27 protein-coding genes are annotated in these 26,412 nt (G+C 38.3%); 26 read left to right on the forward strand and 1 reads right to left on the reverse strand.

Annotation, left to right across the window (positions count from 1 at the left end; genetic code table 11):
* Positions 1–8 precede the first annotated feature (8 nt).
* The 21 genes from fakA (at position 9) to ylqF (ending at position 20,739) form a co-directional block, all read left to right on the forward strand.
* The gene (fakA, locus tag IEW44_RS07385) at positions 9–1,646 is read left to right on the forward strand and encodes a DAK2 domain-containing protein (protein WP_188614406.1); all 1,638 of its coding nucleotides are present in this window, start codon (positions 9–11) and stop codon (positions 1,644–1,646) included.
* A 193-nt stretch (positions 1,647–1,839) separates the two neighbouring features.
* Positions 1,840–2,502, forward strand: coding sequence for an L-serine ammonia-lyase, iron-sulfur-dependent subunit beta (gene sdaAB, locus IEW44_RS07390; protein WP_188614407.1), 663 nt, complete (start codon positions 1,840–1,842; stop codon positions 2,500–2,502).
* Between the two features lie 15 nt (positions 2,503–2,517).
* Positions 2,518–3,429, forward strand: coding sequence for an L-serine ammonia-lyase, iron-sulfur-dependent, subunit alpha (sdaAA, locus tag IEW44_RS07395; protein ID WP_188614408.1), 912 nt, complete (start codon positions 2,518–2,520; stop codon positions 3,427–3,429).
* A gap of 131 nt (positions 3,430–3,560) precedes the next feature.
* Positions 3,561–5,606: an ATP-dependent DNA helicase RecG gene (gene recG / locus IEW44_RS07400; protein WP_188614409.1), complete on the forward strand. Its 2,046-nt coding sequence runs from the start codon at positions 3,561–3,563 to the stop codon at positions 5,604–5,606.
* An 85-nt stretch (positions 5,607–5,691) separates the two neighbouring features.
* Complete coding sequence (gene fapR, locus IEW44_RS07405; protein ID WP_188614410.1) at positions 5,692–6,264, forward strand: transcription factor FapR; 573 nt, start codon at positions 5,692–5,694, stop codon at positions 6,262–6,264.
* On the forward strand, positions 6,261–7,247 hold the full coding sequence (gene plsX, locus IEW44_RS07410) for a phosphate acyltransferase PlsX (protein WP_188614411.1): 987 nt from the start codon (positions 6,261–6,263) through the stop codon (positions 7,245–7,247). Before fapR ends, plsX begins: the two co-directional genes overlap by 4 nt.
* Before the next feature lie 13 nt (positions 7,248–7,260).
* Complete coding sequence (gene fabD / locus IEW44_RS07415) at positions 7,261–8,205, forward strand: ACP S-malonyltransferase (protein WP_188614412.1); 945 nt, start codon at positions 7,261–7,263, stop codon at positions 8,203–8,205.
* Complete coding sequence (gene fabG / locus IEW44_RS07420) at positions 8,206–8,937, forward strand: 3-oxoacyl-[acyl-carrier-protein] reductase (RefSeq protein ID WP_188614413.1); 732 nt, start codon at positions 8,206–8,208, stop codon at positions 8,935–8,937.
* Positions 8,938–8,996: 59 nt separating this feature from the next.
* The gene (acpP, locus tag IEW44_RS07425) at positions 8,997–9,233 is read left to right on the forward strand and encodes an acyl carrier protein (protein ID WP_188614414.1); all 237 of its coding nucleotides are present in this window, start codon (positions 8,997–8,999) and stop codon (positions 9,231–9,233) included.
* A gap of 157 nt (positions 9,234–9,390) precedes the next feature.
* Positions 9,391–10,149 (forward strand): ribonuclease III, encoded by a 759-nt coding sequence (gene rnc / locus IEW44_RS07430; protein ID WP_188614415.1) that lies wholly within the window; start codon positions 9,391–9,393, stop codon positions 10,147–10,149.
* Position 10,150: 1 nt separating this feature from the next.
* Complete coding sequence (gene smc, locus IEW44_RS07435) at positions 10,151–13,699, forward strand: chromosome segregation protein SMC (RefSeq protein ID WP_188614416.1); 3,549 nt, start codon at positions 10,151–10,153, stop codon at positions 13,697–13,699.
* Positions 13,699–14,961 carry a signal recognition particle-docking protein FtsY gene (gene ftsY / locus IEW44_RS07440; protein WP_188614417.1) on the forward strand — a complete coding sequence of 421 codons (1,263 nt, stop codon included), beginning with the start codon at positions 13,699–13,701 and terminating at the stop codon, positions 14,959–14,961. The genes smc and ftsY overlap by 1 nt, the downstream gene beginning before the upstream one ends.
* A gap of 82 nt (positions 14,962–15,043) precedes the next feature.
* Complete coding sequence (locus IEW44_RS07445; protein WP_188614418.1) at positions 15,044–15,376, forward strand: putative DNA-binding protein; 333 nt, start codon at positions 15,044–15,046, stop codon at positions 15,374–15,376.
* A gap of 12 nt (positions 15,377–15,388) precedes the next feature.
* The gene (gene ffh, locus IEW44_RS07450) at positions 15,389–16,747 is read left to right on the forward strand and encodes a signal recognition particle protein (protein ID WP_188614419.1); all 1,359 of its coding nucleotides are present in this window, start codon (positions 15,389–15,391) and stop codon (positions 16,745–16,747) included.
* A 93-nt stretch (positions 16,748–16,840) separates the two neighbouring features.
* Positions 16,841–17,113 carry a 30S ribosomal protein S16 gene (gene rpsP / locus IEW44_RS07455; RefSeq protein WP_188614420.1) on the forward strand — a complete coding sequence of 91 codons (273 nt, stop codon included), beginning with the start codon at positions 16,841–16,843 and terminating at the stop codon, positions 17,111–17,113.
* A 15-nt stretch (positions 17,114–17,128) separates the two neighbouring features.
* A complete protein-coding gene (locus IEW44_RS07460; protein WP_188614421.1) occupies positions 17,129–17,359 on the forward strand; it encodes a KH domain-containing protein in 231 nt (76 codons plus the stop codon).
* Positions 17,360–17,439: 80 nt separating this feature from the next.
* Positions 17,440–17,955 (forward strand): ribosome maturation factor RimM, encoded by a 516-nt coding sequence (rimM, locus tag IEW44_RS07465; protein WP_308421633.1) that lies wholly within the window; start codon positions 17,440–17,442, stop codon positions 17,953–17,955.
* The gene (gene trmD, locus IEW44_RS07470) at positions 17,956–18,693 is read left to right on the forward strand and encodes a tRNA (guanosine(37)-N1)-methyltransferase TrmD (protein ID WP_188614423.1); all 738 of its coding nucleotides are present in this window, start codon (positions 17,956–17,958) and stop codon (positions 18,691–18,693) included.
* A gap of 111 nt (positions 18,694–18,804) precedes the next feature.
* A complete protein-coding gene (gene rplS / locus IEW44_RS07475; RefSeq protein WP_188614424.1) occupies positions 18,805–19,149 on the forward strand; it encodes a 50S ribosomal protein L19 in 345 nt (114 codons plus the stop codon).
* Between the two features lie 105 nt (positions 19,150–19,254).
* Entirely contained in the window at positions 19,255–19,839 is a 585-nt protein-coding gene (gene lepB / locus IEW44_RS07480) for a signal peptidase I (protein WP_188614425.1), read from the forward strand.
* A gap of 48 nt (positions 19,840–19,887) precedes the next feature.
* Complete coding sequence (ylqF, locus tag IEW44_RS07485) at positions 19,888–20,739, forward strand: ribosome biogenesis GTPase YlqF (protein WP_188614426.1); 852 nt, start codon at positions 19,888–19,890, stop codon at positions 20,737–20,739.
* 43 nt (positions 20,740–20,782) lie between these two features.
* Here the strand turns inward: ylqF and IEW44_RS07490 are convergent, their stop codons facing one another.
* On the reverse strand, positions 20,783–21,088 hold the full coding sequence (locus tag IEW44_RS07490; RefSeq protein ID WP_188614427.1) for a hypothetical protein: 306 nt from the start codon (positions 21,086–21,088) through the stop codon (positions 20,783–20,785).
* 105 nt (positions 21,089–21,193) lie between these two features.
* On the opposite strand from IEW44_RS07490, the gene rnhB reads away from it, so the two are divergent.
* The 5 genes from rnhB to sucD all read left to right on the forward strand — a co-directional run bounded on the left by rnhB (position 21,194) and on the right by sucD (position 26,341).
* Positions 21,194–21,961 (forward strand): ribonuclease HII, encoded by a 768-nt coding sequence (gene rnhB, locus IEW44_RS07495; RefSeq protein WP_308421631.1) that lies wholly within the window; start codon positions 21,194–21,196, stop codon positions 21,959–21,961.
* Positions 21,958–23,805, forward strand: a complete 1,848-nt coding sequence (locus IEW44_RS07500) for a TP0910 N-terminal domain-containing protein (protein WP_188614429.1) — start codon at positions 21,958–21,960, stop codon at positions 23,803–23,805. The genes rnhB and IEW44_RS07500 overlap by 4 nt, the downstream gene beginning before the upstream one ends.
* A complete protein-coding gene (locus IEW44_RS07505; RefSeq protein ID WP_188614430.1) occupies positions 23,802–24,095 on the forward strand; it encodes an EscU/YscU/HrcU family type III secretion system export apparatus switch protein in 294 nt (97 codons plus the stop codon). The genes IEW44_RS07500 and IEW44_RS07505 overlap by 4 nt, the downstream gene beginning before the upstream one ends.
* Before the next feature lie 166 nt (positions 24,096–24,261).
* A complete protein-coding gene (sucC, locus tag IEW44_RS07510) occupies positions 24,262–25,422 on the forward strand; it encodes an ADP-forming succinate--CoA ligase subunit beta (RefSeq protein ID WP_188614431.1) in 1,161 nt (386 codons plus the stop codon).
* A gap of 16 nt (positions 25,423–25,438) precedes the next feature.
* The gene (sucD, locus tag IEW44_RS07515) at positions 25,439–26,341 is read left to right on the forward strand and encodes a succinate--CoA ligase subunit alpha (protein WP_188614432.1); all 903 of its coding nucleotides are present in this window, start codon (positions 25,439–25,441) and stop codon (positions 26,339–26,341) included.
* Positions 26,342–26,412 lie beyond the last annotated feature (71 nt).

Raw genomic sequence — 26,412 nt, forward strand, 5'->3', positions numbered from 1 at the left:
TTTAACTCATGCAATCTTTAGACGGATTGAAATTTGCAGAGATGGTGCAAATGGGTGCGCATCATCTTTCGCAAAATGCAAATTATGTAGATTCTTTAAATGTATTTCCTGTGCCTGATGGCGATACAGGAACAAATATGAACTTATCTATGACTTCAGGTGCTGAAGAAACAAAAGCACAAGCATCCGCACATATTGGTCGTACAGCACAAGCTTTATCTAAAGGGCTTTTAATGGGCGCTCGAGGTAACTCAGGCGTTATTTTATCGCAATTATTCCGAGGCTTTGGTAAATCAGTAGAAGCTTTAGAAACAGTAAATGCACAGCAATTTGCACAAGCATTTCAAGCAGGTGTTGATACAGCGTATAAAGCGGTAATGAAGCCAGTTGAGGGAACAATTTTAACAGTTGCTCGTATTGCAGCTGAGCAGGCAGTAGAGAAAGCAGAGAACGAAACAGACCTTGTAGCCATTATGACAACGGTGACAGAGCAAGCTAAAGTGGCGCTTGAGCAAACACCTGAACTATTACCTGTTTTAAAAGAAGTAGGGGTAGTAGATAGTGGTGGGCAAGGACTTTTATTTGTCTATGAAGGTTTTTTAGCCTCTCTTAAAGGCGAGCCTTTGCCAGAACGCAATGATGCTACATTAGATGATTTAATTAATGCAGAGCATCATCGTGTGCAAGATTTTATGAGCACAGAAGATATTGAATTTGGCTACTGTACAGAAATTATGGTGCGTCTAGAAGAGGATAAGGAACCATTTAATGAAGGAAACTTCCGCGAAGAGTTGTCAGAGTTAGGTGACTCATTACTCGTTATCTCAGATGAAGAAGTAGCAAAAGTACATGTGCACACTGAAACGCCAGGTACTGTGTTGAGTATTGGTCAAAAATACGGTAGCTTGATGAAAATTAAAGTGGATAATATGCGTGAGCAACACTCTGCCATTGTGAGTGAAGAAGTGAAGCAACCAACGCAACAACAATACCCTTATGCTATTGTTACCATCGCTATGGGGACGGGCGTGGCGGATATGTTACGTAGTATTGGCGCTTCATATGTTATTGAGGGTGGACAAACAATGAACCCTTCAACAGAAGATATTGTAAAAGCTGTACGTGAGATTGGTGCAGAGAAAGTGTTAATCGTGCCTAACAATAAAAACATTTTAATGGCAGCTGATCAAGCTGTAGAGTTGTTAGATATTGAAGCCGCAGTAGTGCCAACAAAGACGATACCTCAAGGCATGGCAGCAATTTTAGCTTTCAATCCAATGGCGGATGTAACAGCTAACCAAGCAACGATGACAGAAGCATTTGAAGATGTAAAAACAGGTCAAGTAACATTTGCAGTGCGCGACACATCTATTGATGGTGTTGAAATCCATAAAGATGATTTTATGGCATTAGCAGAAGGCAAAATTATTTTATCTACAAAAACATTGGAAGATGCAGCCCAGCAGTTAATGACAGCATTGATAGATGAAGATGCTGAGATTGTAACAATCATTTATGGCGAAGATACAACAGAAGCGCAAGCAGAAGCGCTATCTACATTTGTCTCTACCCAATATCCAGACGTAGATATTGAATTATTTAATGGAAAACAAAGTTTATATCCATTTATTATTTCCGTAGAATAGAGGAAATTCCGAATAAAGAAGAGAGAGTCGTAATAATAATACGATTCTCTCTTTTATTTTTATCATATAAAGACAAGCTTTTATAAAAAATGGTCTTTAAAACGAATAATTTCTCCATCATGCGTGAAAGTTCTTATTTTAGTTAATTTGTGATAAAATGGTGACAAAACGGAAAGAAAGCAGAGGGAACGTGATGAAATTTACATCTGTGTTTGACATAATAGGCCCTGTTATGATTGGGCCATCATCTTCTCATACAGCAGGCGCAGCGCGTATTGGACGTGTAGCACGTGATTTATTTGGTAGGCAACCTAAAAAAGTAACGATTCATTTATTTGGGTCATTCGCAGAGACCTATCGCGGACATGGTACAGATGTGGCATTAATAGGCGGTCTGCTTAATTATGATACGTATGACGAACGCATTAAAACGTCATTTATTGAGGCTGAAAAACAAGGCCTATCATTTGAATTTATACCTGAAACAGCACATACAGAACATCCTAACACCGCACGTATTGTGCTAGAAGATGATGAGGGTGAGATGTCTGTCGTTGGTATTTCAATTGGTGGCGGTAAAATTGAAGTAAGTGAAGTAAACGGTTTCAAATTACGTTTAACAGGAGGCATGCCAGCGATTTTAGTTGTACATGATGATCGTGCAGGATGTATTGCCAATGTAGCGAATTGTCTAGCCATGCATGATGTTAATATTGCTCATATGGAAGTGTCGCGTATCGAAAGAGGGCACACGGCTTTAATGGTTATTGAGGTTGATCAAAATATAGAGCCTAAAGTATTACAACAAATTTCTTTAATTCCTAATATCACAAAAGTATCTAAAATCAACACGTAAAGGAAGGGAAGAGTTATGGACGTTTTATTTCACAATGTAAGAGAGCTTGTAGAGCGAGCGGAAAATGAAAATAAGAAAATTGCTCATCTCATGATTGAACAAGAGATGTTAATTAGTGGGCGCACAGAAGATGAAATTCGTACACAAATGTTAAAAAACCTAGAAGTAATGGAAGCAGCTGTTGAGCGTGGTTTAAATGGCGTGCAATCAGTTACAGGATTAACAGGGGGCGATGCTGTACTCATTCAAAATTACATGAAAGAAGGCAAAGCGCTCTCAGGCAATTTACTGTTAGATGCTGTGAGTAAGGCTGTAGCTACAAACGAAGTGAACGCAGCGATGGGAACCATTTGTGCAACGCCAACAGCGGGTTCGGCAGGTGTTGTACCAGGTGTGCTTTTTGCTGTAAAAAATCAATTGCAACCAACAAAAGAGCAAATGGTTGATTTTCTCTTTACTACAGGTGCTTTTGGCTTTGTTGTTGCCAATAATGCATCGATATCAGGAGCGGCTGGAGGCTGTCAAGCAGAGGTAGGGTCAGCAGCAGCAATGGCGGCAGCCGGTGTTGTAGAAATGGCAGGTGGTACTGCACAACAAAGTGCAGAGGCCTTTGCTATTACGATGAAAAATATGCTAGGCCTTGTATGTGATCCTGTAGCAGGTTTAGTCGAAGTGCCTTGTGTAAAGCGTAATGCTATGGGGGCTGCAAATGCTATGGTAGCAGCAGACATGGCATTAGCAGGTGTTACGAGTCGTATACCATGTGATGAAGTTATTGGCGCAATGTTCCGCATTGGACAATCGATGAGCCCCAATTTAAAAGAAACAGCTCGAGGGGGCTTAGCAGTTACACCTACAGGTAAGGCCATTAGTAAAGCGATTTTAGAAAATGGCTCCTTACAAAGTATTAAATCATTATCTCATTAATATACAGAACAAATTTGTCAGTTTATTTATGATGAATTTGTTCTTTTTATTATGCCACTAAGAACATACATACGTAAGTCATGATACAATAAATGCAATAAACAGAACAATTAAAGGAGTTGTTAAGTGAAATGAAAAATGAGCTTACACAACCGATTACGGCACTAAAGGGTGTAGGTAAAGAAACAGCTGCTCATTTATATGAATTACATATTCATACAATTGAAGATCTTTTGTTTACCTTTCCAGCAAGACATGAGGATTTTACGTTAAAAGATTTAGCAGATACACCACATAATGAGAAAGTAACGATTGAGGCACGTATCGAGAGTGAGCCTACGGTATTTTATACGGGTAAAAAAAATCGCTTACAAGTGCGTGTTATGGCAGGGCGGCATTTAGTTAAAGTTGTATTTTTTAATCAAGCGTATTTAAAGGATAAAATGGAGTTAGGGGCTATTGTTACAATTACAGGGAAGTGGGATAGGGGACGTCAAACGATTAATGGCTCCAAGTTTATGCCAGGACCCCATACAGATGCGATGAACTTTGCACCTGTGTATGCGTTGCGCGGGAAAATACCTCAAAAGCGTTTTTCCCAATTTGTGAAACAAGCTCTACAAGAATATGGTACAACGCTTGCAGACCCATTACCCGCTATATTAAGAGAGAAATACCGGTTATTGTCACTTCAAGAATCCTTACAGGCTTTGCATTTTCCAACAGATCATGAGATGGTCAAACAAGCGCGTCGTCGCTTTGTTTATGAAGAATTATTACTGTTCCAGTTACGAATTCAAGCTTTACGCCAGATGCGATTAGCAGACGAGAAAGGTAGAGCGATTCCCTTTGATAATGAACGCTTAAAACAATTAATTGCCACTTTACCTTATGAGTTAACGAATGCGCAAAAACGTGTAGTTAATGAAATTTGTCGTGATTTATTACAGCCTATTCGTATGAATCGCTTACTCCAAGGTGATGTCGGATCAGGTAAGACTGTCGTGGCAGCGCTCGCCTTATATGCCGTCGTTACAGCTGGTTATCAAGGTGCATTAATGGCACCAACAGAAATATTAGCAGAACAACATGAGACATCGATCACTACGTGGTTAGCTCCTTTGGGGGTGAAGGTAGCTTTGCTAACAGGCTCCACTAAAATGAAAGCAAGAAAAGAGATATTAGCCAAGTTAGCTCAAGGAGAAATTGATATTTTACTAGGTACCCATGCACTCATTCAACCCGATGTTATTTTTACGCAGTTAGGGTTAGTTATTACAGACGAACAGCATCGCTTTGGTGTGGCTCAGCGCCGTGTATTACGTGAGAAAGGTGAAAATCCTGATGTATTATTTATGACTGCAACGCCAATCCCAAGAACATTAGCAATTACGGCATTTGGAGAGATGGATGTCTCGTCTATTGATGAGTTACCTGCTGGACGCAAAGAAATAGAAACACATTGGTTGCGTAAAGAGCAAATGACAGCTATTTTACGCCGCATGGAAAAAGAACTGGCTTTTGGAAGGCAAGCTTATGTCATTTGTCCACTCATTGAGGAGTCGGATAAATTAGATGTGCAAAATGCCGTCGACTTATATGAACAGTTACAGCAATTTTACCAAGGTAAGGTGAAGGTGGGCTTAATGCATGGGCGTTTAAAGTCTGAGGAAAAGGATAAAATGATGCGAGCTTTTACAGATGGGGACATCGATATATTAGTCTCTACTACAGTAGTGGAAGTAGGGGTGAATGTACCGAATGCAAGCTTTATGTTAATCACAGATGCAGAGCGTTTTGGTCTCGCTCAATTGCATCAACTAAGAGGGCGTGTAGGACGTGGTGAGCATCAGTCGTATTGTATTTTAGTGGCAGACCCTAAAACAGACGAGGGCAAAGAACGTATGTTGGCGATGACAGAAACAAATGATGGTTTTATTTTAGCAGAGAAGGACTTGGAATTAAGAGGTTCGGGTGACTTCTTTGGCAGTAAACAAAGTGGATTACCTGAGTTCAAGATGGCTGATTTAATTCATGATTACCGTATTTTAGATGTGGCAAGGCAAGATGCAAACGAATTATTACAATCTCAAGCATTTTGGCAAGATGAAACTTATTATGCATTAAGAGAGACGTTGCGAGAGGCAGGGGTATTAGATGGTGAGCGTTTTGACTAAAAATAGCTTGCAATCTATTTTGTGAATTATTATACTGTTTTTAGTACCAAGTGCTAATATCAGATAAGAGAAGGTGGAAGTTGACGTGAGAAAACCTAAAAAAGAACGTCAGCAATTGTTAGTAGAAACGATTACTGACAATCCATTCGTTACGGATGAACAGTTAGCGAAGCAATTTCAAGTTAGTGTACAAACAATTCGCTTAGATCGAATGGAGTTAGCGATACCAGAATTGAGAGAGCGTATTAAAGATGTTGCTTCCAAATCTTATGAGAATGAAGTGAAAGCTTTACCTCTTGATGAAGTTATTGGTGAAATTATTGATATTGAACTTGATAAACGAGCGTTATCTATATTTGATGTGAAAGAAGAACATGTTTTCCAACGAAATGGGATTGCGAGAGGGCATCATTTATTTGCGCAAGCCAATTCATTAGCGGTTGCTGTAATTGATGATGAGCTAGCATTGACTGTAAAATCAACAATTGTATTTACTAAGCCTGTAAAATCGGGTGATCGCGTCATTACAAAGGCGATTGTAACAGGGCAAGATAGTGCTAAAAATCGTACGTATGTTACCGTATCTTCCACAGTGGAAAATAAAGAAGTATTTCATGGTACATTTGAAATGTATCGTACAAGAGGTGAAAGTAAATGATTATAGCAATAGATGGTATGGGTGGCGATCATGCACCGCAATCTGTGATTGAAGGTGCGTTGCAAGCATTAGCTGCATTTCCTCAATTAACAGTGCATTTATATGGACAGCAAGAGGTCATGGCGCCTTTTCTACAACAACATGAGCGCTTAACTGTCATTCATTGTAGTGAAGTAGTAGAAGCAACAGATGATGCAGCAAGAGCTGTGAGACGTAAAAAAGACTCATCTATGGCAAAAGTGTTAGAAGCAGTTAAAACGGGAACAGCAGACGCTTGTTTATCAGCCGGAAATACAGGTGCCCTAATGGCAGGCGGCCTCTTTAAAGTAGGACGTATTGATGGTATTTCACGACCAGCACTAGCAACTACGTTACCTACAGCAGATGGCAATGGTTTTTTAATGTTAGACTTAGGCGCTAATGCCGATGCTAAAGCAGAAAATTTAGCACAATTTGCATTAATGGGTAACATTTATGCTCAAAAAGTACGTGGCTATGAAAAGCCAAGAGTAGGGCTTTTAAACATTGGCACAGAAGAACAAAAAGGGAATGAAGTGACAAAGGCAGCCTATCCACTTATTCAGGCAGAATCACTTCACTTTATCGGAAATGTTGAGGCAAGAGAGTTATTAAATGGAGTAGCAGATGTTGTGGTGACAGACGGTTTTACAGGTAATATGGTCTTGAAGTCTGTAGAAGGTACTGCGGCTACATTATTTAGTATGTTAAAAGGTGCATTTACAGCATCCACAAAAGCAAAATTAGGTGCGGTCTTAGCTAAAGATGGTTTAAGGGCGTTAAAAACAAAAATGGATTATACAGAGTATGGTGGTGCTGCTTTATTCGGCTTAAAAGCACCTGTCATTAAAGCGCATGGCTCATCTAATGCCAAAGCTATTTTTAGTGCGATACGTCAAGCAAGCTTAATGGTAGAGCATGATGTGATTCAAACGATTCATGATACGATTGCAAAAGACAAATAAAGGGGTTAGTTACATGGCAACAATTGCATTTATTTTTCCTGGGCAAGGCTCACAGTCTGTAGGGATGGGACAAGAGTTTGTGATACAACATGAAGATAGTAATCAATTTTACGAACAAGCAAATACAGTTTTAGCATATGATTTGAAGAAATTGATGTTAGAAGGACCTCAAGAAGAGCTCACATTAACCTTTAATGCTCAACCAGCATTGTTAACAACAGGTGTAATGGTAGCGGAACGTATTAAAAAAGCGGGCATTCAACCGCAATTTGTTGCAGGGCATTCATTAGGTGAATATAGCGCGCTTGTTATAGCAGGTGTAATGTCTTTTACTGATGCTGTGCAAGCTGTGCATAAACGCGGTTTATTTATGGAAGAAGCTGTTCCCGCAGGTGAAGGAGCAATGGCTGCCATTTTAGGTATGGCTCAAGAACCTTTAGCAGCTGTTACAACACAAATTACAAATGAAGGTTATCCTGTGCAGTTAGCTAATTTGAATTGTCCAGGCCAAATTGTTATCTCTGGTACTAAAGAAGGGGTGGAACAAGCATGTGTCTTAGCCAAGGCTCAAGGTGCTAAACGAGCAATTCCATTAGTTGTGAGTGGTCCTTTCCATTCTTCTTTAATGGCTCCAGCAGCCCAGAAATTAGCGGAGGTATTAATGCCAATGTCAATTCATGATGCTAAAACACCAGTGATTGCTAATGTAACAGCTCAGAGTATTACCGCAGCAGATGCTATTCGTACAGAGCTTATTGACCAAGTGTGCAGCCCAGTAAGATGGGAAGAAAGCGTACGAGAAATGATTGCTCAAGGTGTGGATGTCTTTATCGAATGTGGCCCTGGTAAAGTGTTAAGTGGATTAGTAAAAAAAGTTGATCGTTCAGTTAAAACGTATTGTGTATATGATGAAGCAAGTTTACAAGCATTTCTAGAAGCGTCTAAGGAGTGGGTATAAATGAAAACAGCTGTAGTAACAGGAGCATCACGAGGGATTGGTCGTGCGATCGCGTTAAAACTTGCACAAGACGGAGCTAATGTTGTGGTAAATTATAGTGGCTCTAAAGATAAAGCTGAAGCTGTCGTTGCTGAAATTCAAGCAATGGGGCAACAAGCAATTGCTGTACAAGCAAGTGTAGCGAATGCTGATGAAGTAAAAGAGCTGATGAACACAGCTTTACAAACATTCGGTTCTATTGATATTTTAGTCAATAATGCAGGTATTACACGTGACAATTTATTAATGCGTATGAAAGAAGACGAATGGGATGCTGTTATGGCTACTAATCTAAAAGGCGTCTTTTTATGTACAAAGGCAGTGGCACGCCAAATGATGAAGCAACGTGCAGGTCGTATTATTAATGTAGCTTCTATTGTAGGTGTTGCAGGTAATGCTGGGCAAGCTAATTATGTTGCTGCAAAAGCAGGCGTAATTGGTTTAACTAAAACGACTGCAAAAGAGTTAGCTGCACGTAATATTTTAGTTAATGCAGTAGCGCCTGGCTTTATCGCTACAGATATGACAGATGAGCTACCTACTGATGTAAAGGAAGCAATGTTACAACAAATTCCGCTTGCTAAACTTGGTCAACCAGAAGATATTGCTAATGTAGTGGCCTTTTTAGCATCAGATGCAGCAAGTTATATGACAGGGCAAACGTTACATATTGACGGTGGTATGGTGATGTAAATATAGGCTATGTTTTATGCCCTTTTTTGTTTATACTTATTTGAGGGGAGGTGACCAATTTGACTACAGTATTAGAGCGTGTAACAAAAGTAATCGTAGATCGACTAGATGTTGAAGAAAACAAAGTATCAGTAGATGCTTCATTCCGTGAAGATTTAGGTGCAGACTCATTAGACGTTGTAGAGCTAGTAATGGAGCTTGAAGACGAATTTGAAATGGAAATTTCAGATGAGGATGCTGAAAAAATCACTACAGTTGGTGCTGCGGTGGCATACATCGAAAGTAAATTAGACTAATCAGTCACTACGAGGCACAATGCATTCGAGTTTTCGAACAAGCACGTGCCTCTTTTATATTCCAATGCGAACAAAAAAAGTCAGAAATATTTTTGCACAATTGTGTTGAAAAAGGTACACTAAGCGTTAGAAACTGTTTAAGAAAGGCAGAATGTGTATGGTCAATAAAAGAAAAGGTAGTGCTCAAAAACAGGGCGTGATCCCTGAGAAAGCAAAAGCACAATTTGAAATTTTACAGCGACAGCTAGAAGTAGTTTTTAAAAATAAAGCGCTCCTTTATCAAGCGTTTACGCATTCATCTTATGTTAATGAACATAGACGCAAATTATTTACGGATAATGAACGTTTGGAATTTTTAGGAGATGCTGTTTTAGAATTATCCGTATCCAAATATTTGTATGAAACATACCCACAAATGAGCGAGGGAGAACTCACAAAGCTACGTGCTTCAATTGTATGTGAACCTTCATTAGTGATTTTTGCCAATGAGCTCAACTTTGGTCGCTTTGTACTACTCGGCAAAGGCGAGGAGTTAACAGGTGGTAGAGAGCGTCCAGCGTTATTAGCCGATGTTTTTGAGGCATTCATAGGCGCACTATATTTAGATCAAGATTTAGATACAGTTGTTCAATTTTTAGCACGTGTTGTTTTCCCTAAAGTGGAGATAGGGGCATTTTCTCAAGTAATGGACTTCAAGAGTCAATTACAAGAAATGGTTCAACAATCCAACAATGGTTTATTAAGTTATGAAATCATTGATGAACGAGGGCCTGCGCATAATCGTACATTTGTTTCTAGTGTTATGCTAAATGGAGAAGAATTAGGCATAGGTCGTGGTAAGTCAAAGAAAGAGGCTGAACAACAAGCAGCCCAATGTGCCATGCGTGTAATTACGGAGCAGCAAGGAGAGGCTTAGCATGTATTTAAAACGTTTAGAAATGATGGGATTTAAATCATTTGCCAAGCGTACAAACATTGACTTTGTACAAGGTGTTACAGCGGTTGTAGGTCCAAATGGTAGTGGTAAGAGTAATGTTACAGATGCTGTGCGCTGGGTATTAGGTGAGCAATCTGCTAAATCCTTGCGTGGTGCGAAAATGGAGGATATTATTTTCTCAGGTAGTGATGCACATAAGTCAGTAAATGTAGCAGAGGTTACACTCATACTAGACAATACAGATGAACGCTTAAAGTTACCTTATCAAGAGGTAAGTGTTACACGTAGAGTACATCGCTCAGGTGAAAGTGAATACTTATTAAACGATCAATCTTGTCGTTTGAAAGATATAACAGACCTTTTCATGGATTCAGGTCTTGGAAAAGAAGCCTTTTCAATTATTTCACAAGGTCGAGTGGACGAGATTTTAAATAGTCGTCCGCAAGATCGTCGTGCGATTTTTGAAGAGGCTGCTGGTGTTTTAAAATATAAAACACGAAAAAAGAAGGCTGAATTTAAACTGTTAGAAGCGGATGAAAATTTATTGCGTATTTTAGACATATTGCATGAGCTACAAGATAGGCTATTACCACTAGAAGAACAAGCTGCCAAAGCAAAAGACTACTTGCATATGACAAATGAAATGAAAGACTATGATATTGCTGTTTTAGTAACAGATGCTACAGCACACTTGCATAAGATGCAAGACGCAACAAAAGCTAAAAAAGAGTGGGAAATCAAAGAACAGGCTTTAGCGTTTGATATAACAGACCTTGAACAGAAAATTGAAGAAGCTAATCAAAGGCTAACTATAATTGAACAGCAATTGGATGCTGAACAACAACAGCTTGTTGAGGCCAGTGCAGAAGTGGAACGTTATGAAGGCCGTATTGCACTTGTCACAGAACAGTCCAATAACCGCACACAACAATTAGATAAATTACATCAAGAACAAACCTTGTTACATCAACAGTTAGCAGAGCAACAACAAGCAAAATCTACACATGAGCAAGCCTTGCAACAAGCGCAACAAAAATTAGCACAGTTAAAAACAGTCATTACAGAGCAACAACATTTACTTGGACGTACTGCACAAGAGATTGCCATAGAGATTGAAGATAAGAAGAGTCAGTATATTGATTTATTAAGTAAAGAAGCGGCGCTTAAAAATGAAGTTAAACATGTGGAACAACAATTAAAACATCATCATCAAGCATCGACGAAAAATACAGATGCTTATTTGCAAATGCAAGAAACTTTAGTAACAGTGCAACAACAAGAACAATCTGCAAAACAGCAATATGAACAATACCAAATGCAATATAAACAGTTGAAACAACAAGAAACAACAGCAAATAGTAAGTGGCAAGAATATCAAATAGAAGCAACGAAAAAACAGAATATGTTATTCGAAGCTTATCAACATCAGCATAAGTTGAAAACTCGTAAGGATACATTAGCAGAGTTAGCAGCAGATTTTTCTGGTTATTATGAAGGCGTCCGTGAGATATTAGTAGCTAGAGAAAAGGGGCAGTTGTTAGTAGATGGTGCTGTAGCAGAGCTTATGCAAGTACCAACAAAATATACACAAGCTATTGAAACAGCACTCGGAGCAGCTACACAGCATATTATTACACCTGACGAAAAAGAAGCTCAAAAAGCCATTCATTTTTTAAAACAAAAAAGAAAAGGTCGAGCTACATTTTTACCACGTTCTGTAATAAAGGCACGTACTATACCAAGCAGTTTGCACCAACAAATGAAGCAACATGAAGCTTTTTGTAGTATAGCTGTTGAAATCGTTACCTATGATGCAATGTATGATACAGTCATGCATAATTTATTAGGTGCTACGATCATTGCAGCTCATTTACAAGGTGCAACAGAGATTGCACGGATGACAGGCTTTAGATATCGTGTTGTCACGTTAGATGGGGATGTTGTAAATGCAGGTGGTTCACTAACTGGTGGTGCGGCTAAACGACAGTCCAATATGTTCTCTCGTAAAGCAGAATTAGAGACATTAACACAACAACTTACACAGCTTAGTAGCCAGCTTATCCAAGCCGAAAAAAATGTACAAGTCGCTACACAACAAGCTCAAGACACTGAGCAACAAGTAAAAGAAGTGCGCGATGCTTTAGTAGATGTGGAACAACATTTGCAAAGTGCCCAACATTATTTTCAACAATGTCAAAATAAACGTATTCAACTTGAAACACAAACTAATTACTCACAAAATGAACAGCAAGATGCCGAGCAATTATCTCATTCTTTGCAATCACAACATCAACAAGCGTTAGCAGAGCTTAAGATATTACAAGAATCCCTAACGACTCTGAGTGATACTATTGATCATCTGGAAATCATGAAACAAAAAGGTGAGTCGGAAAGAGAAATATTACAACAACAATTAAGTGAGAATAAAGCTCAGTTAGCTGTAGCACAAGAGCAGCGACAAATGCATAGCACACGCATTGTTGAATTGACAGCAGAGATTGATAAGACCATTAATCAATTACAGATCATTTCCGAGGAAATAACATTATTTGAACAACAAGATAGTAGCATCACGCATGAAGAAGTGGTAGAGCAATTGTCATTGTGGCGTGTGAAACGTACAGATACAAAAGAACAGGTGGCAATATTACAAAAAGAGCGCACACATCAACAACAAAATATCCAAACAGATCATGAACAGGTTCAAAAGCTACGTCTACAACATAAAAATTACACAACCCAAATTCATGCGTATACTTTAACGATAGAGAAGTCACAAGCGCAAATTCAATATGTGGAAGAACAATTGTGGGATCAATATGAGTGGGACTTGCGTGCTGAGAGCGAAGTGCCAGTATTGACAATGCCAATAGAACAAGCGCGACGCCATGTCAAATTGCTAAAGCAATCTATAGAAGAGTTGGGAAATGTGAATTTAGATGCAATTGAAGAATATGAACAAGTGAAAGAGCGTCATACATTTTTAGAAGCGCAACGTAATGACTTATTAGAAGCACAGCAAACCTTAAATGAGGCTATACGTGAGATGGATGATGAGATGACTACGCGTTTTTCAACAACATTCGAAGCTGTACGGATACATTTCCAACAAGCATTTCAAGAGTTATTTGGTGGGGGGAAAGCAGATTTAGTATTAGTAGACCCAACGAACATTCTTGAAACAGGCATTGATATTGTAGCGCAACCTCCAGGTAAGAAATTGCAAAATCTTTCCTTGTTGTCAGGCGGTGAGCGAGCATTGGTAGCAATTGCTATTTTATTTGCTATTTTACGTACACGACCTGTTCCTTTTTGTGTACTTGATGAGGTAGAAGCAGCATTAGATGAAGCAAATGTATCAAGGTATACCCAATATTTGCGTAAATTAAGTCAAGAAACACAGTTCATTGTGATTACACACCGTAAAGGTACAATGGAAGGCGCCGATGTTTTGTATGGGATTACTATGCAAGAGTCTGGCGTATCAAAATTAGTATCAGTTAAACTAGAAGATGAGGAGCGAGCATAATGAGCTTTTTTAAAAGATTAAAAGATAAACTAATGGGTAATCCAGAGCCAGAAAAACAAGATCAACTTGAAGGTGAAGTAACAGAAGATAAACCAAAAGACGTAGAAGAAATGGAGACCATTGAGGCTGTAATTGAGTCCCCAGATGTTGTTGTACCTGTAGAGCATCCATCAGTTGAAGAACAAACGCTATCAAATGAAGTGACGCCTGTTAAAGAGCCATTGAAAGAAGAAATTGAAGTCATTGATGAGACCGAAGAAACAGAAGCAGTAAATGAGGAAGAGAAAAAGCCTTCTGCTTGGTCAATTACAGCTAAATTTAAAGAAGGGCTAGCAAAGACGCGTGATACTTTTACATCAAAAGTAAACGATTTAGTTGCACGTTATCGCAAAGTAGATGAAGATTTCTTTGAAGAGTTAGAAGATGTATTATTACAGGCTGATGTCGGTTTTGAAACAGTAATGGAATTAATGGAAAAGCTTCGTTATGAGGTACAGCGTAAAAATATCAAAGATACAGAAGGGATTCAAACCTTAATTTCCGAAAAATTAGTAGAGATTTATGAACAAGGGGAACAGGATACCATTTCATTAAATATTCAGCCACAGGGTGAACTTACAGTTATTTTATTTGTAGGTGTAAATGGTGTGGGTAAAACAACGACAATTGGGAAATTAGCACATCGTTTACAATCTGAAGGTAAAACGGTGATGTTAGCAGCAGGCGATACTTTCCGTGCAGGTGCAATTGATCAGTTACAAGTATGGGGAGACCGCGTAGGTTGTGAAGTTGTTAAACAATCGGAAGGTTCAGACCCAGCAGCTGTCATGTATGATGCGATTCAAGCTGCTAAAAAGCGTAATGTTGATGTATTAATTTGTGACACAGCAGGCCGCTTGCAAAATAAAGTGAACTTAATGAACGAGCTAGAAAAGGTGCATCGTGTGATTGCGCGTGAAGTACCAGACGCGCCACATGAAGTATTATTAGCACTAGATGCTACAACAGGTCAAAATGCACTAGTACAAGCGCAAACATTTAAGGAAGCAACAAATGTATCAGGTATTGTACTAACAAAATTAGATGGCACAGCTAAAGGTGGCATTGTACTAGCAATCCGTAATAAGCTACACATTCCTGTCAAGTTTGTTGGTTTAGGTGAAAAGATGGATGATTTACAACCGTTTGATGCAGAACGTTATGTGTATGGTTTATTTGCAGAGGGCTTAGAAAAAGAATTAGAAAAGATGACAGAAGAATAAACGTTTTAGACAAGTATTTTCCCTTGACGGTAATACCTAACTTTGGATATGATACAGTAGACTGACGAAGGAGTAGAAACGTATGCTACTTGAAAAAACAACGCGTATGAACTTTTTATTTGATTTTTACCAAGCATTGCTTACAGATAAACAACGTACGTATATGGAACTTTATTATTTAGATGACCATTCTTTAGGCGAGATTGCAGATTCATATGGCGTATCAAGACAGGCAGTATATGATAATATCCGTCGCACGGAGAAAATGCTTGAAGGTTACGAAGAGAAATTAGCGCTCTTCTCCAAGTTTCAAAAACGTAAAGAATTATTACAACAGCTCACAACAGAAATTCAAAATGAAGCGCAAAAACAACAACTTTTAGCCATAGTAGAACAATTAAAGGAATGGGATTAGGAGGCGACTTTAGTGGCGTTTGAAGGATTATCAGAACGACTCCAGGAGACGATCCAAAAAATTAAAGGTAAAGGTAAGGTAACAGAGCAAGATGTTAAGGCAATGATGCGTGAGGTGCGCTTTGCCTTAATTGAGGCTGATGTTAACTTAAAAGTCGTAAAAGAATTTGTTAAAAATGTAAGTGAACGTGCTGTCGGTTCAGATGTTATGAAGAGCTTAACACCTGGACAGCAAGTAATTAAAATTGTACAAGATGAATTAACGAATTTAATGGGTGGCGAACAAAGCCCTATTCAATTTAACAATAAACCACCTACTGTTATTATGATGGTTGGTTTACAAGGTGCTGGTAAGACCACAACTACTGGGAAACTAGCTAATTTGATTCGAAAAAAGTATAATCGTAAACCTTTATTAGTTGCAGCTGACGTTTATCGACCAGCAGCTATTCAACAGCTTGAAACATTAGGTAAACAATTGTCCATTCCTGTATTTTCGATGGGGACAGAAGTATCGCCTGTAGAGATTGCAAGAAAGGCTATTGATCAAGCTAAAGAAGAACATAATGATGTTGTTATTATTGATACAGCAGGTCGCTTGCATATTGACGAAGAATTAATGCAAGAATTAAAAGATATTCGTGCAATTAAAGAGCCTGATGAGATTTTCTTAGTTGTCGATGCTATGACAGGGCAAGATGCTGTAAATGTAGCTAATAATTTTAACGAAGCATTAGGCATAACAGGTGTTGTATTAACTAAACTTGATGGTGATACACGTGGTGGTGCTGCTTTATCGATTCGTTCAGTCACAGAGAAACCTATTAAGTTTATAGGTATGGGCGAAAAAATGGATGCATTAGAACCATTCCATCCAGAGCGTATGGCATCACGTATATTAGGCATGGGCGATATGCTATCGTTAATTGAAAAAGCTCAAGCACAAGTAGACGAAGATAAAGCGAAAGAACTAGAAGAAAAATTTAAGACACAAAGTTTTACATTTGATGATTTTATTGAACAATTACAACAAGTTAAAAAAATGGGGCCACTGGATGAAATTTTAAAAATGATTCCAGGCGTAAACAAAATGAAAGGAATTGAAAATGTGCAAGTAGATGACAAACAAATGGGTCATCTCGAAGCGATTATCTATTCCATGACAAAAGAAGAAAAAACAAACCCTGATATTATTAACTCAAGTCGTAAAAAACGTATTTCTAAAGGGTCAGGACGCCCTATTCAAGAAGTAAACCGCTTGTTAAAACAGTTTGAAGATATGAAGAAGATGATGAAACAAATGACAGGTATGTCAGCTGGCAAAGGTAAAAAGAAAATGAAAATGCCAGGTTTAGATGCTTTATTTAAATGATTTTATGGTGTGTTAAGAAAAAACACTTTACAAACAAACCAATCATTGATAATATACTATCTTGTGTGAAACTTATTCGGAGGTGCAAAGAAAATGGCAGTTAAAATTCGTTTAAAACGTATGGGAGCTAAAAAATCTCCTTTCTATCGTATTGTAGTAGCAGACGCTCGCGCTCCACGTGATGGCCGTCAAATTGAAACAGTAGGTACTTATAACCCACTTACTCAACCAGCTACAGTTAAAATCGATGAAGAGAAAGCTCTTAAATGGCTAACTAATGGTGCTAAACCATCTGATACAGTACGTAACCTGTTCTCAGAACAAGGCATCATGGAAAAATTCCATAACCAAAAAATCGGTAAATAATCGGAGGCGACCGCTTTGAAGCAGCTGATTGAAACAATCGTTTTACCATTAGTGGATTATCCCAACGACGTACGTATTGAGACGGAAGAAAGTGATAATCGAGTTGTTTATAAACTTTTTGTTCATCCAAAGGATCGAGGGAAAGTCATAGGCAAACAGGGGCGTGTTGCAAAGGCAATTCGTACAATTGTTTATTCAGCAGCAGGCAGTCACCATAAGAAAACTTACGTCGACATAGTGGATTGAAAAAGGAGGAGCTTGTTTAAAGTTCCTTCTTTTTTATGCCAAGTTTACGGTAAGTGAAACTATAAAAGAGGTGAAATATGATGGAATGGTATAATGTAGGGCGTATTGTGAATACGCATGGGGTACGTGGTGAAGCACGCATTTTATCAACGACAGATTTTGAAGATGAGCGTTTTTATGTAGGAAATCGTTTAGCAGCCTTTAAAAAAGATGATAAGAAGCCTACTTGGGTTACAATTGCCTCTGTACGACGACATAAAAATTTTATTTTACTAACATTTGAAGGTATGGATAATATGAACGATATTATACCCTTTAAAGAAGGTCTCTTAAAAATAACTAAAGATCAAATGGAAGATGATGTGTTAGAGGAAAATGAATACTACTTTCATGAAATTATTGGTTGTCAAGTGATCTCTGAGGACAATGATAGCATTGGTGAAATTGTTGATATTTTACAAACAGGAGCGAATGATGTCTGGGTTGTAAAGGGTAAGGAAAAAGAATATTATATTCCCTATATTGAGGATATTGTTAAAGATATTCAAGTGGATAATAAAACAATAATCATCCATGTAATGGAAGGATTGTTATAAATGAATATTACAGTGTTAAGTTTGTTTCCACCAATGTTTGATGGTGTGTTTGGGCAATCAATTTTAAAAAAAGCGCAAGATAAAGGTGCTGTGACACTTCAAGTTGTCGATATTCGAGATTATGCGGATAATAAACATAAACAAGTTGACGACTATCCCTATGGTGGCAGCGCAGGCATGGTATTAAAGCCAGAGCCGATGTTTAATGCCGTAGAGGCGATTACAAAAGGGAAACAACCCCGTATTATTTTAATGTGCCCTCAAGGCGAGCGCTATACACAGCAAAAGGCAGAAGAGCTCGCAAAAGAAGAAGAATTAGTATTTTTATGTGGTCATTATGAAGGTTATGATGAGCGTATTCGCGAACACTTAGTCACAGATGAAATTTCCATTGGTGATTTTGTATTAACAGGTGGGGAATTAGGCGCAATGACTGTGATTGATAGTGTTGTGCGATTGTTACCTGGTGTATTAGGGCAAGAAGCCTCACACGTGCATGACTCCTTTTCAACCGGGTTACTTGAACATCCACATTACACACGACCAGCCGATTTTAGAGGCATGAAAGTTCCAGACATTCTGTTATCAGGGCATCATGCTAAAATTGAACAGTGGCGCGATGAGCAATCTTTAAAGCGCACATATGAGCGTCGTCCTGATTTATTAGTAGACTACCCATTAACGAAAGAGCAAAGCGCTTTTTTACAAACTTTACAACGAGAGAAACTTGATAGTTGATTTTATTTATGCTATCATACATTTTGTACTTCTTTGTAGAAGTGCCGGATTACGGTGTTCCGCTGAAGTAAATTACTTGTAAGAGCATCTGTGTATAAGGAGAGAATTATAATGACAAACATTATTACAGAAATCACTAAAGAGCAACTACGTACAGATTTACCAACTTTCCGTCCTGGTGATACAGTGAAAGTTCACGTTAAAGTTGTTGAGGGTACTCGTGAGCGTATCCAAGTTTATGAAGGTGTTGTAATTAAACGTCGTGGTGGCGGAATTAGCGAAACTTTCACAGTTCGTAAAATTTCTTACGGTGTAGGTGTTGAACGTACTTTCCCAGTACACACACCAAAAATCGCTAAATTAGAAGTTACTCGTCGTGGTAAAGTTCGTCGTGCTAAACTTTACTACTTACGTAATTTACGTGGTAAAGCAGCTCGTATCCGAGAAATTCGATAATCGACGCAAAAAAAGGAGCTTGGCTATCAAGCTCCTTTTCTTTTGGCTTGTCAAATATTAGTGAACTCAACTACAATATAAAGTAGTGAAGGAGTGAATGAATAGATGGTAGAAAAAGAGCAACAAACAGTAAAACAGGAAAAACCTAAAAATGAACTCTGGGAATGGATTAAAGCGATATTAATTGCAGTAGCAATTGCTGCTTTAGTGAAGTATTTTTTATTCACCCCCATTGTAGTAGATGGCGAGTCAATGATGCCAACATTAGAAGATCGAGACCGCATGATTGTGAATAAGATAGGCTATACAATAGGGGGACCAGAACGTTTTGATATTGTCGTCTTTCATGCTCCTCAAAACAAAAATTATATTAAGCGTGTTATTGGTTTACCTGGCGATACACTAGAGTATCATGAGGACCAATTATATATTAATGGCGAAAAAATAGAAGAACCTTATTTAGCGCAATATAAATCTGAAATTAACGAAGGTACGTTGACAGAAGATTTTACTTTACAAGATGTAGACCCACGTATTAAAGAAATTCCAGAAGGCTATATCTTTGTAATGGGAGATAATAGACGTTTTAGTCAAGACAGTCGACATATCGGATTAATTAAACAAGATGAGGTAATTGGTACAACAAGCTTTGTTTTTTGGCCAATCCCATCTATTCGAACAGTGAAATAAGGGAGCATAGGCTTCCTTTTTTAATGGTTTTATATAGGAGGTAATAGTATGACGATTCAATGGTTTCCCGGGCATATGGCTAAAGCCCGAAGAGAAGTAACAGAAAATTTAAAGCTTGTAGATATCGTATTTGAACTGGTGGATGCACGTTTACCCCTGTCATCACGTAACCCCATGTTGGATGCCATCATTCATCAAAAGCCACGTTTAATTGTCTTAAATAAAGCAGATATGGCAGATGAGAGAGAAACCCAACGCTGGATAGACTATTTTAACGACCAGGGACAGTTAGCTGTAGCGATTAACTCTCTAGAGGGTAAAGGGTTGCAAAAAGTAACGAAAGCAGCTCAAACGATACTGCATGATAAGTTTGAACGTATGCGTCAAAAAGGTATGAAGCCAAGAGCCATTCGCGCGATGATTATTGGTATTCCTAACGTAGGAAAGTCAACATTAATTAATCGTTTAGCTAAAAAAAATGTAGCGAAAACAGGTAATACACCAGGTATTACAAAAGCACAGCAATGGATTAAAGTAGGAAAAGAAATTGAATTGCTTGATACACCAGGTATTTTATGGCCTAAATTTGAAGACCAACAAGTAGGTTATAAATTAGCATTGACAGGTGCTATTAAAGATACAATTACGAATATGGAAGATGTCGCTGTGTATGGTTTGAACTTTTTATCAGCACATTATCCTGAGCGTCTAGAAGCACGGTATCAGATTCGCATGGTTCATGATGACTTAGTAGAAACATTTGATCATATTGGTAAGCTGCGTCGTGTTTATGCACAAGGTGGCGAAATTGATTATGATCAAGTGGCAGAACTTATCATTCGTGATGTGCGTGGTTTACATTTTGGTCGATTAACTTTAGATTTTGTTGATGATTTATAAAAAAGAGTGCTATCTCCAGTGTGATGAGATAGCGCTCTTTTTTTTAGAGGCGTGGCAATGTGGTGGCAAGTTGAGATTTTAAAAGTTCACTGTGATCTGGCTGTTGATGAGTTACGTGTTCTTCATCATGTTTTTTGCTTTCTTCCGCCACCTTTAACCAAAAGATAAGTTTTTGACCAAGTAAAATGCGCTTACCACTTGAAGTTACTAAATATTCACGTTGAAAGCCCTCTTCGAAAACAGTGATACGTACGCCTTCTTCATCTGTTACTTTATCCATGATAGTCGATTCTTTTTCATAATTAGACATATGTAATTGATGATCTAAGGCTATGCGTGAAATTGTCATAAGACACCTCCCTCTCTTTAACAGTATCGACATAAATACTTTTACTTTGAGAAATAGGAAAAATAACCGATAATAATAGTAATGAAATGTTAGGAGCGTATGTGTGTGAAAACGATTAAAGAAATTACAATAGCTTTGCAACAAGCAATAGGTGAAGAGCCATGGATTAAAGATTTACAAAATGATGAGAGAAAAGGTGTGCAAAAAGCTTTACAACAATTTTATACAAAGCAAGCCAAACAACAAGAAAAGCAACAAGCGCACACCAAACGGGTAAATTTTGATAAGGGATATGGCACGCGAGTAGCTGGTGTAGATGAGGCAGGAAGAGGGCCTTTAGCAGGGCCAGTTGTAACAGCAGCAGTTATCCTACCTGTAGATTGTGAAGCATTAATGGGGATTAACGATTCAAAACAATTAAGTCGTGTGCAACGTAAGCAGTATGCAACCATAATTAAGGAACATGCATTAAGTTATGCGATTCATTTTCAACCTGTCAATATTATTGATCAACTCAATATTTATGAAGCGACGAAGCGCTCTATGGCACGTAGTGTAGGCTTGTTACATGAAATACCTGACTTTGTGCTAGTAGATGCTATGACATTACCTATTACGTATGACCAAGAGAGTATTGTTAAAGGAGATGAAAAAAGCTTGAGTATTGCAGCAGCCTCTATATTAGCTAAAACAGCAAGAGATGCTTATATGGATGATTTGGCTGTAAAGTATCCTGAGTATGGCTTTGAGCAGCATGCGGGCTATGGTACAAAACAACATTTAGCAGCGATTGCTAAACATGGTGTATTAGATGAGCACCGTAAATCTTTTGAGCCAATAAAATCAATGACGGAGGGAGGTTGGTTAACGTGAATGTCTCGATACAAAATATGGCAACAACAAATACCCAAGCTGTAACGAGTACAACAACATTCAAACAAGGTCAAGTCTTTCATGGCACAATTAAACAGTTATATCCAGACCAAATGGCGGAAATCCAAGTGGGAGGGCAAAAGATGATTGCTAAGCTTGAAGTGCCATTAAAAGCTGGCGATGCTCATTTTTTCCAAGTCACTACTACTCAACCACAGCCAGAGCTAAAAGTGGTCACAGGTCCTATGGGTTCACAAATGACACAACAACAACAAATGAATCAATTATTAGATACAATGAATTTGTCTAAAACAACCGATATGCAGAAATTAATGTCTCATTTTATGAAAGAGCAGATGCCTGTGACAAAAGAGCAGCTCATCCAAGCAGAAGCGTGGTTGAAAAATCTATCACCAGTTGAGAAACAGCAAGCTCTGTTAGCACTAAGCAAAATGATAGAAAATAAAATGCCTTTTACGAATGAGGTCTTTCGTGCATTAATGAGTGGTCAACAAATGGCAGGGATGAATAATATTTTAGAAAATTTATCAAGTGTTTTACAAAAAGATGCGATGATTCCACTACAAGTAAAACAAAATATTATGAATCAAATACAAACAATTCAGAAACCATTTGCTACAGAGAGTAGTAATTTATTGCTTGGTAAAATGATAGAATTATTGCAAGATAATAAAATGCCTGTTGGTGATCGTTTGCAGGCTTTACAATTGTTAAAAGAAGTTGGCATGGTGTCTCAAAAGGCGACGTTGCAAAATTGGCAAAGTACAGCAGGTGCTTCTAGTCATACAGCAGGCGGTGTTGTACAACAAATTAGTCAAGCTAAAACACAGGATATGCCAGCGCTTCTTACACAATTAAAACAATGGGTGTTAGCAGAACCTAATTTAACCAATCAACAAAAAAATACTATTGTACAATTAGCAAATCGTTTTGGCGAATTACCCCAAACAACAGAGGCTGTAAAAGCTTTTAGTAACACGTTACATCAAACATTGACCAAGGCATTTAATGATGCTATGCAAAGTCAACCATTTCAAAATGAATCATCAGCTAGAGAACAATTGTTATCGTTAATTCGTCCAAATAGCAATCAGTCACCTACAGAACTATTACAGCGACTAGTACAGCAAATGAGTAAACCACAAGCTCCTGTTATTCAAAATTTGGTAACGGTAAGTGAAGCTCAAGTAGTAGCCTCATTGGATAGTAAAGCGATGATGCATGCTATGCAACATGTTACGCGTGGTTTAGGCATAAGTTATGAAGCAGCGCTTAATCAAAAAGCGGCAGATATGCATGCTATTGCTCATCAGTTAAAGCCTCAGTTGCAAGGTTTGCTAGAACAAGCGATGCAACCTCAAACAAGAGAGGCTGTGGAACATATGATGCTACGTATGCAAGGTACACAACTTTTATCAGGTGAAAATGGCCATCAACATCAACTTATTATGCAATTACCGCTTGATTTCTTAGGGAAACGCCTAGATGCTACATTACAATGGAATGGGCGAATGAAAGAAAATGGTAAAATTGATGCCAATTATGCACGTGTCCTATTTTATTTGCAGATGGCTTCATTAGAAGAAACGGTGATTGACATGCAGGTGCAAAATCGTGTTGTAACAGTGACCTTATTTAATGATGAGCCCTTGTTAAAGACCATAGCAGAGCCGTTTCAAGCGCAATTAACAACTGGTTTGAATGAAAAAGGCTATACATTATCAGCTGTCCATGTGAAAACATTTGCTGAACAAAATCAACCAAAAAAATCTACTGTTAGACATGCGCCGACTGCTAGTGGAGGGGTGGATTATCGCATATGAGTGAGCAAAAACATACGCGAAAGGAAGCCATTGCCTTAACCTATACACCTGGTGAGAATGCGGGTCCAAAAGTAGTAGCAAAAGGTAAAGGGAAAATAGCAGAAAATATTTTATTAAAAGCATCTGAACATGACATTCCCGTCCATGAGGATCCCAATTTAGTGGAGTTATTAGGGCAACTTGATTTAAATGAGTCCATACCAGAAGAACTTTACCAAGCAGTAGCTGAGGTTTTTGCTTTCATTTATCATGTCGACCAAGAACACAATTTTCATCGAAGAAAGAAATAGTAGTATAATAAATAGTTCGAAATAATCAGATTAGTTATTCTAGGAAAATTCTGCATAAAAGAAAGATTTGAGAACATAAAAGAGGATTATAGACATTATCAGAATGTTTGTATAGAATAGAGATTGTGAACACAATTCATGCAAATGTCTGATGGGAGGATGGAATATGAATATCCATGAGTATCAAGCGAAAGAAATTTTGCGAAAGTATGGTGTAGCGGTTCCAAAAGGGAATGTCGCATTTTCACCTGACGAAGCAGTAAAGGTAGCAAAGGAATTAAATGCAAATGTTACTGTAGTAAAAGCACAAATCCACGCAGGTGGCCGAGGTAAAGCAGGTGGCGTAAAAATCGCAAAAACGCTTGAGGAAGTGCGCTCGTATGCAAAAGAGTTACTAGGTAAAATTTTAGTAACGCATCAAACAGGACCAGAAGGTAAAGAAATTAAACGCCTTTATATTGAGCAAGGATCGGATATTCAAAAAGAATATTATCTGAGCTTAGTTGTTGACCGTGCTACATCACGTGTTACATTAATGGGTTCTGAAGAAGGCGGTATGGATATTGAAGAGGTAGCGGAAGCAACACCAGAGAAAATCTTCAAAGAAGTTGTTGATCCAGTAGTTGGTTTAACAGCATTCCAAGCGCGTCGCATGGCTTTCAATATGAATATCCCAGCCAAATTAGTTGGCAGTGCAACAAAGTTAATGTTGCGTTTATATGATGCATTTATTGATACAGATGCGTCAACAGTAGAAGTGAATCCACTTGCTGTTACAGGTGATGGTGAAGTTATCGCATTAGATGCGAAGTTTAACTTTGATGCAAATGCATTGTATCGTCACAAAAATATTTTAGAGTTACGTGATTTCAATGAAGAAGATCCGAAAGAAATTGAAGCATCTAAACATGACTTAAGCTACATCTCACTTGATGGTAGTATTGGCTGTATGGTCAACGGAGCAGGTTTAGCAATGGCTACAATGGATACCATCAGTTACTATGGCGGTTCACCAGCTAACTTCCTTGATGTTGGGGGCGGTGCAACAGCGGAAAAAGTAACAGAAGCATTTAAAATTATTTTGTCAGATGAAAATGTTAAAGGCATTTTTGTAAATATTTTTGGTGGCATCATGAAATGCGATATTATCGCAGATGGTGTTATCACAGCAGCAAAAGAAGTTGGCTTAGAGGTACCTTTAGTCGTACGTTTGGAAGGAACGAACGTTGATATAGGTAAAAAGATGTTAAATGAATCAGGTTTAAACATCGTAGCGGCAGATTCTATGGCAGATGGCGCACAAAAAATCGTAAAACTAGTAGGGTAATGAGGAGGATATTTGAATGGCTGTTTTAATTAACAAAGATACAAAAGTAATTGTTCAAGGGATCACAGGCGAAACAGCGCTCTTCCATACGCGCCAAATGCTTGATTACGGTACTAAAATTGTTGCAGGCGTTACACCTGGTAAAGGTGGACTAGAAATCGAAGGCGTACCTGTTTTTAACACAGTTGAAGAAGCAGTGAAAGCTACAGGTGCAACAGTTTCAGTTATTTATGTGCCAGCGCCATTCGCAGCAGATGCTATTTTAGAAGGCGTTGATGCGGAATTAGATTTAACCATTTGTATTACAGAGCATATTCCAGTGTTGGATATGGTTAAAGTGAAACGCTATATGGAAGGCAAGAAAACACGTTTAGTAGGACCGAACTGTCCAGGCGTAATCACAGCAGATGAATGTAAAATTGGTATCATGCCAGGTTATATTCATACAAAAGGCCATGTAGGTGTTATTTCACGTTCAGGTACTTTAACTTATGAAGCTGTGCATCAGTTAACACAAGCTGGTATTGGTCAAACAACAGCTGTTGGTATTGGTGGGGACCCTGTGAATGGTACTAACTTTATCGATGCATTAGAGTTATTCAATGAAGATGAAGACACCTATGCGGTAGTTATGATTGGTGAGATTGGTGGTACAGCCGAGGAAGAAGCGGCTGAATGGATCAAAGCTAATATGAAGAAACCAGTAGTAGGATTCATTGGTGGACAAACAGCACCTCCAGGAAAGCGTATGGGGCATGCAGGCGCTATTATTGCAGGTGGTAAAGGTACAGCAGCTGAGAAAATTAAAGCGATGAATGAAGCGGGTATTGAAGTAGCTGAAACACCATCTGTTATTGGCGAAACGTTAATTCGAGTAATTAAAGAAAAAGGTCTATACGAAAAGTGTAAAACACATTAATATAAAAGTGTGGCGTCTTATCGCCACACTTTTTCACTTTTTATTGGTAGCATAGTTTCTTCTATAATAAA

This window comes from Lysinibacillus alkalisoli (assembly GCF_014643595.1).
GTDB classification, from domain to species: domain Bacteria; phylum Bacillota; class Bacilli; order Bacillales_A; family Planococcaceae; genus Metalysinibacillus; species Metalysinibacillus alkalisoli.